The 6766-nt window shown below is 46.5% G+C and carries 6 protein-coding genes; 3 read left to right on the top strand and 3 right to left on the bottom strand.

Annotation, left to right across the window (positions count from 1 at the left end):
- Nucleotides 1–80: 80 nt before the first annotated feature.
- A complete protein-coding gene (locus tag QZL69_RS00480) occupies nt 81–1013 on the top strand; it encodes a bile acid:sodium symporter family protein (protein ID WP_022213274.1) in 933 nt (310 codons plus the stop codon).
- Between the two features lie 240 nt (nt 1014–1253).
- Nucleotides 1254–2264, top strand: coding sequence for a sulfate ABC transporter substrate-binding protein (locus QZL69_RS00475; RefSeq protein ID WP_022213273.1), 1011 nt, complete (start codon nt 1254–1256; stop codon nt 2262–2264).
- Nucleotides 2265–2354: 90 nt separating this feature from the next.
- On the opposite strand, the gene QZL69_RS00470 is transcribed toward QZL69_RS00475, so the two are convergent.
- The 3 genes from QZL69_RS00470 to QZL69_RS00460 form a co-directional block, all read right to left on the bottom strand.
- Complete coding sequence (locus QZL69_RS00470; protein ID WP_022213272.1) at nt 2355–3617, bottom strand: dihydroorotase; 1263 nt, start codon at nt 3615–3617, stop codon at nt 2355–2357.
- Nucleotides 3618–3729: 112 nt separating this feature from the next.
- Nucleotides 3730–4953, bottom strand: coding sequence for a dicarboxylate/amino acid:cation symporter (locus QZL69_RS00465; protein ID WP_022213271.1), 1224 nt, complete (start codon nt 4951–4953; stop codon nt 3730–3732).
- A 35-nt stretch (nt 4954–4988) separates the two neighbouring features.
- On the bottom strand, nt 4989–6278 hold the full coding sequence (locus QZL69_RS00460) for an L-cysteine desulfidase family protein (protein ID WP_022213270.1): 1290 nt from the start codon (nt 6276–6278) through the stop codon (nt 4989–4991).
- Between the two features lie 286 nt (nt 6279–6564).
- Between QZL69_RS00460 and rpsF the strand changes: the two genes are divergently transcribed.
- Nucleotides 6565–6766: 30S ribosomal protein S6 (gene rpsF, locus QZL69_RS00455; RefSeq protein ID WP_291517575.1), on the top strand; the 202-nt coding region annotated here is incomplete at its 3' end.

The following is a 6766-nucleotide window of genomic DNA, read 5'->3' as shown; positions in this document are numbered from 1 at the left end:
TATAAATATTTTACGGACTTCATCACACAAAAGCGATATGCTATAATCTTCTTATAATGTAACGAGAGAGGGGAAATATAATGCTGGACAGATTTAATAAATTTATAGAGAAATGGATGGCTTTTGTTACGCCGTTATGTTTGCTGGTAGGAGTGTGTTTTCCGGATATTGCGAAACATGGCCTTCCATATGTGACATATGTATTTGCATTTATGACATTCACAGGAGCATTGAAGTCCAGGTTCCGGGATGTGGCAAATGTGATCCGTAATCCCGGAAGTTTGATCACGATCATGCTTATGCTTCATATAGCGATCCCGGCAGCGGCCTACGGGATGGGACATCTGCTGTTTCCGAATAATATGAACCTGATCACGGGAATGGTACTGGAGTTTTCGATTCCGACAGCAGTCGCCAGTATGATGTGGGTATCGATCTTTGATGGAAACAGTTCCCTGTCACTTTCACTGGTCGTGATCGACACGGTTCTTGCACCGTTTATCATTCCCTTTACCCTGCATTTTCTGATCGGTTCCAATGTATCAATTGATGTTGGGGGCATGATGAAAGAACTGCTCTATATGGTGGCTTTGCCGGCAGTCGCAGCAATGTGTCTGAACCAACTGAGCCACGGAAAAGTCATGGAAACCTGGCCAAAGAAACTGGCACCTTTTTCCAAGATGGCACTGATGTTTGTCGTGACTTCAAATTCATCTAAAGTAGCACCATATATCCGCCAGATGAATTTACAGCGCGTTGCGGTAGCGGTAGCGATCCTTGTACTGGCGGCAGGCGGTTACTTCCTTGGCTGGCTCATCGCCAAACTGACACATCAGGATCAGAAGACGACCATTTCCATGGTATACGGAACCGGCATGCGAAACATCAGTACAGGAGCTGTCCTTGCGGTAGCTTACTTCCCAAGTGAAGTCGTATATCCAGTCATGATCGGAACCCTTTTTCAGCAGATTCTCGCGGCGATTTCAGGAAAAATGCTGACAAAAAACAAATAAAGTGTCTCAGAACCCAACAAAATAAATACGGATAACGTTTTCACAAAATAAACCTCAATAAGCAAAAATACACGAAAAACTGCAAGATTTCAGTTCAAAAACAACTGGATCTTGCAGTTTTTTACGTAGAAAAAGACATCGTTTTCTGATCTTATGATTTCTTTCTCGCAGAAAATATGGTTTTATAGTGTCACAGCAAAACACAACACGAAACCATACAGGAAAGAGAGGAAGAGTATTATGAAAAAAAGACTTTTAGCATTAGGAATCGCGGCAGTTCTTGGAGCAAACATCGCAGGCACATCAGCAGTGTGGGCGGCAGATAAGGTGGAGATCACAAACGTATCCTACGATCCGACCAGAGAATTATATGAGCAGTACAATAAGGTATTTGCAGAGCACTGGAAAGAACAGACAGGACAGGAGGTGGAAGTGACACAGTCTCACGGCGGCTCAGGCAAACAGGCACTGGAAGTTGCAAATGGTCTGGAGGCAGACGTTGTGACACTGGCACTGGAATACGATGTCAATGCAGTCGAAAATGCCGGTCTGATCGACGAAGGATGGATCGATGAATTTCCAAATGACAGTTCTCCGTACACATCCACAATCGTATTCCTGGTCAGAAAAGGAAATCCGAAAGGGATCAAGGACTGGGATGATCTGATCAAAGAAGATGTCGGAGTTATCACACCAAATCCAAAAACTTCCGGAGGAGCGAGATGGAATTACCTTGCAGCCTGGGCTTATGCGGACAAACAATTTAACGGGGATGAGGATAAGATCAAAGACTTCATCAAAAAACTCTACGCAAACGTACTTGTACTGGATTCCGGGGCAAGAGGAGCAACAACCTCCTTCGTAGAAAACGGACAGGGTGATGTCCTGATCGCCTGGGAAAACGAAGCTTGTCTTTCTGTACAGGATTATCCGGATGATTACGAGATCGTAACACCGAGCATCAGCATCCTGGCACAGCCGTCTGTAGCGATCGTTGATGAGGTGGTAGATAAGAAAGGAACCAGAGATGTAGCGACAGAATATCTGAATTATCTCTATTCCGATGAAGCCCAGAGAATCGCCGGAGATAACTATTATCGTCCATTCAATGAAGATATCCTGAAAGAATATGCAGATGTCTTTGATCTGAATGTAAATCTTGTGACGATCGATGACTTTGGCGGCTGGGATAAAGCACAGGAAACACACTTCGCAGACGGCGGCGTATTTGACCAGATCTATGAAGAATAAATAAAAATATTTCAGAGCAAATAAAAATTTCCCCCGGCAGGACAGCAGGACCGCTGCACCGGGGGAGATTTTTTGCCGAAAATAATTTATTTATCCACGATAAACGATCTTTCCATTGCAGATCGTGTAATGGATCTTTCCATAAAGTTCTGCGCCTTTGAATGGGCTGTTGGAGGCTTTGGAGGCAAAGTCTGTAACGGTCCATTTTTCATCAGGATCAAAGATCACGAAATCAGCAGGAGCGCCTGCCTGGATACTGCCGCCCGGAAGTTTGTAGAGAGAAGCCGGATTGCAGGTCATTTTTTCCAGAAGCTCTGTCAGAGTGAGGTATCCTGGCTTTACAAGGGAAGTGATGCCGAGACCAAGAGAAGTTTCAAGGCCTGTGATACCGCTTGGGGCTTCTGTGAGAGGCCTGGATTTTTCTTCAGTACTGTGTGGAGCGTGGTCGGTGGCGATCAGGTCGATCGTGCCGTCTTTGAGACCCTGAATGATCTCCTGGCGGTCTTTTTCGGTGCGGAGAGGCGGATTCATCTTGGCAAGTGTACCGTGCTCAAGAAGTGCTTCCTCTGTAAGTGTGAAGTGATGCGGGGTTGCCTCTGCGTGGATGTCAGCACCGAGTTTTTTCGCTGTGCGGACAAGCTCTACGGAGTTTCCGGAACTGATATGCTGGATTACGACAGCGGCACCGCTTCGAAGGGCAAGCATACAGTCACGGGCAACCATCACTTCCTCGGCGATCGCAGGTGAACCGACGACACCAAGCCTGGCGGATGTTTCTCCGGCGTTGATTCCGTTATTGGTGATGAATGCTTTGTCTTCTTCGTGGAGACTGATCGGCATATGAAGTTCAGCAGCTTTACACATTGCTTCATAGCAGAAAGTGGCATCGAGAAGCGGGATCCCATCATCGGTAAATCCGCAGGCACCGGCATCTGCCAGGGCATCGAAATTTGTCATTTTTTCGCCGCTTAAGCCGTAGGAGACGGAGGCAGTCTGATAGATATGTATGTTTTCGTCCTGGGCACGTGTAAGGATGTCTTTGAGCGTGCCTACGGAGTCAACAGTAGGTTTGGTGTTTGCCATGCAGATGACGGAGGTAAAACCGCCTTTTGCCGCGGCAAGGGAACCGCTATGGATATCTTCTTTGTAAGTAAGTCCCGGGTCACGGAAATGTACATGTGTATCAACAAGTCCCGGTGCGACAGTCAGACCGGAAAGATCAAGAACTTCTTCATTATCTTTGGCAGAAAGATCTTTTCCGAGTTCGACGATCGTTCCGTTCTCAACGCGGATGTCCACAGGTTCGTTGGTTTTTGTAGCAGGATCAATAAGATGACCATTTTTCAAAAGCATAATTTTGCCCTCCTGACGGAAAATATTAAAATCAGTATAGAAGAAACCGGAGAGCTTTGTCAAGTCGACAGAACCCTCCGGTTTCGAAATAATTATTAGAAATACTACTTAATTAAAGATCTACAGTATCAATATGCTGTTCTTTGATATTGTGTTTCTTTGCATATCCTGTAAGGATCAGGGTCAGGGCTCCGTCGCCTGTTACGTTGCAGGCTGTACCAAAGCTGTCCTGAAGAGCAAAGATAGTAAGCATCAGAGCTGTTCCTGTTTCGTTGAAACCAAGGACACCGGTGATGATACCGAGTGATGCCATAACAGTACCGCCAGGAACACCAGGAGCGCCCAGAGCGAAGATTCCAAGAAGCAGGCAGAACAGGACCATGGATCCCGGAGACGGGATGGAACCGTAGAGCATCTTGGAGATCGTCATACAGAAGAAAACTTCTGTCAGAACGGAACCGCACAGATGGATGTTGGCAAAAAGCGGAACACCGAACTGCACCATATCTTTACGAAGCGGCTTTGCCTTGCCTGCACACTGTAATGCAACGGCGAGAGTGGCAGCAGAGGACATGGTTCCGACTGCAGTAAGGTATGCAGGACCGTAGTGGCGTACAACTTCCCATGGATTTTCGTGAGAGTATGCACCTGCGAGGACATACAGAAGTGTCATCCAGATAAAGTGGCCGATCAGCACGATCACGATGACTTTGAGGAATACAGGAAGCTGTTTGGTGATAGAACCTTCATATGCCAGTCCGCAGAAAGTCAGTCCGATGAAGAATGGAAGAATCGGAATGATGATCTTTGATACGATGGAAAGGACGATCTTCTGGAATTCATCAAGGAGTCCTGTGATGAGTTTTGCTTTGTTCCAGGTAGCGGCAAGACCAACCATGATGGAGAATACAAGTGCACTCATAACGGACATGATCTGCGGGATAGAAAGTTCAAATACGACTTCCGGAAGCTCTTTCAGTCCTTCTACGTTTGTCACGATAGAAAGATGCGGGATCAGCGTATAGCCGGCTGCAACAGAAAACAGGGCTGCGCCGATGGAAGAAACGTAAGCGATCACCAGAGCAACACCAAGCATGCGGGAAGCACTGTTTCCGAGTTTGGTGATGGAAGGTGCGATAAAGCCGATGATGATCAGCGGTACACAGAAGTTGATAAGCTGCCCAAGGACATATTTCAGAGTAACGACAATATTCAGGATTGCCATAGTGACAGAAGAAGAATCTGTACTGCTAAGGATAAGTCCTGCGATAATGCCGAGTACAACGCCTACCAGAAGTTTAAAAGGCAGGCTGGTAAAAAAACTGTTTTTTTTCATGGATTTGATCCCCCCTGTAAAAGTTTGAATAAATTTCAGCAGTCCTGATCGATATTTGCCTGGTCAATCATGACATTGAGAATTTCCGTATCGGTAGCGCGCATTCCCACACGTCCGATATAGCCCATGCTCTTGATCGTTTCCTCAATATCATCCTTGATGATACCCTCGCCTGGCAGAAAGCTCTTGTTCTGGATGCTGAGCTGGAATGCCATCAGAGCCGCATCGACGGAAGATGCGATCTTGGCAGCGCAGGATGGTTTGGCACCGTCACAGACGATACCGCCTACATTTCCAAGCGTGTTGATGATCGTCAGAGAAACCTGCTGATAAGTTCCGCCGTACATATAGGTGATCCCTGCACCGGCACCGCAGGCAGCACTGACTGCACCGCAGTAAGCGGAAAGACTTCCTATATAATATTTCTGGTGGATGGCGATCAGGTTGCTGACAACGAGAGAACGGCAGAGTTTCTCGTGCGAAACTTCCCATTCGTCGGCAAAGACGATGACAGGAAGTGAAACCGTCATTCCCTGGTTTCCACTTCCGGAGTTGATGACAACCGGCATGGAACAGCCGCCCATACGTGCATCGCTTCCGGCAGCAGCTCTGGCACAGGCTCTCGTGGTGACACCTTTGCCCCATACATGCATCAGTGTCTTGCCGATCTGTGCACCATAGTTGTTGTCAAGCCCCTCCTGTGCGATCGCAGAATTCATTTTGATCTGACGGTCGATGGTCGGCTGGATATCCTCCATTCTGACCTGGTCGGCAAAATCCAGGATATCCTTCACTGTAAGAAGAGATTTGTCAACGGTTGCTGTGACAGCAGACTGATAAGGATTGTCAAGGATCACCTCGCCGTCCTTCTCAATCCTTGTGATGTTGGTGTGCTGATGCTCGATCGTGACAGATGCGGTGTGCTCACCACTGGTAACGATGGCTGTGATAAAAAGATTATCAACACCTTCGACCAGGGTACAGGAACAGACTTTCTGTGCGATGAGCTTGCGGGTCCTGGCAATATCCTCAGGGGTGACTTCACTGAGTACCTCAAGGGCACGGTCAGCATTACCGCCGACGATACCAAGAACTGCCGCTACATCGATTCCTTTGAGTCCGCCGGAATTGGGAACAGTGACACCCTTGACATTCTTGATGATGTTGCCACTCAGGTGCATTTCCACATGCTCCGGGAACTCTCCGAGGAGCTGCCGGGCTTTCGCCGCTGCATAGGCAATGGCGATCGGTTCTGTACATCCAAGGGCAGGAACAAGCTCCTGTTTCAGGATGTTCAGATAGTTTGCATATAATGCAGAGTCCATAGTTTTTCTCCTTTCCATTGATCACGCGAATGCGTTTGTGCAGATAGTATAGTCTATTTCGACAAATAATACAATGCTTTATGCAAAATAACGACAAAAATAAAACCGAGTTAGTTGGTATTTATTGGAAATAAAAAAAAATTTCAAAAAAAGTTTGTGTTTCGACAAAAAATACTTTACAAGCACAAATTCCTATGTTAGAATACTTAGCTGTGTGATATATTTTCATATCCTTGCTCTCTGTAACAGGCAGAGGGCCTTAAAGACCATAAGGAGGTAAGAAAGCATGAACAAGTACGAATTAGCATTAGTTGTGAGCGCTAAAGTTGAAGACGAAGTTCGCGATGCAGTAGTAGAGAAAGCAAAAGCTTACATCGCTCGTTACAACGGAAACGTCACAGAAGTAGAAGAATGGGGTAAGAAGAAATTAGCTTACGAAATTCAGAAAATGCATGAAGGCTTCTACTATTTCATTCAGTTTGAAGCAG

Origin of the sequence: Blautia sp. CAG:237, assembly GCF_000436615.1 — a bacterium.
GTDB classification, from domain to species: domain Bacteria; phylum Bacillota; class Clostridia; order Lachnospirales; family Lachnospiraceae; genus Blautia_A; species Blautia_A intestinihominis.
This window is presented reverse-complemented; position numbering and strand designations above follow the sequence as displayed.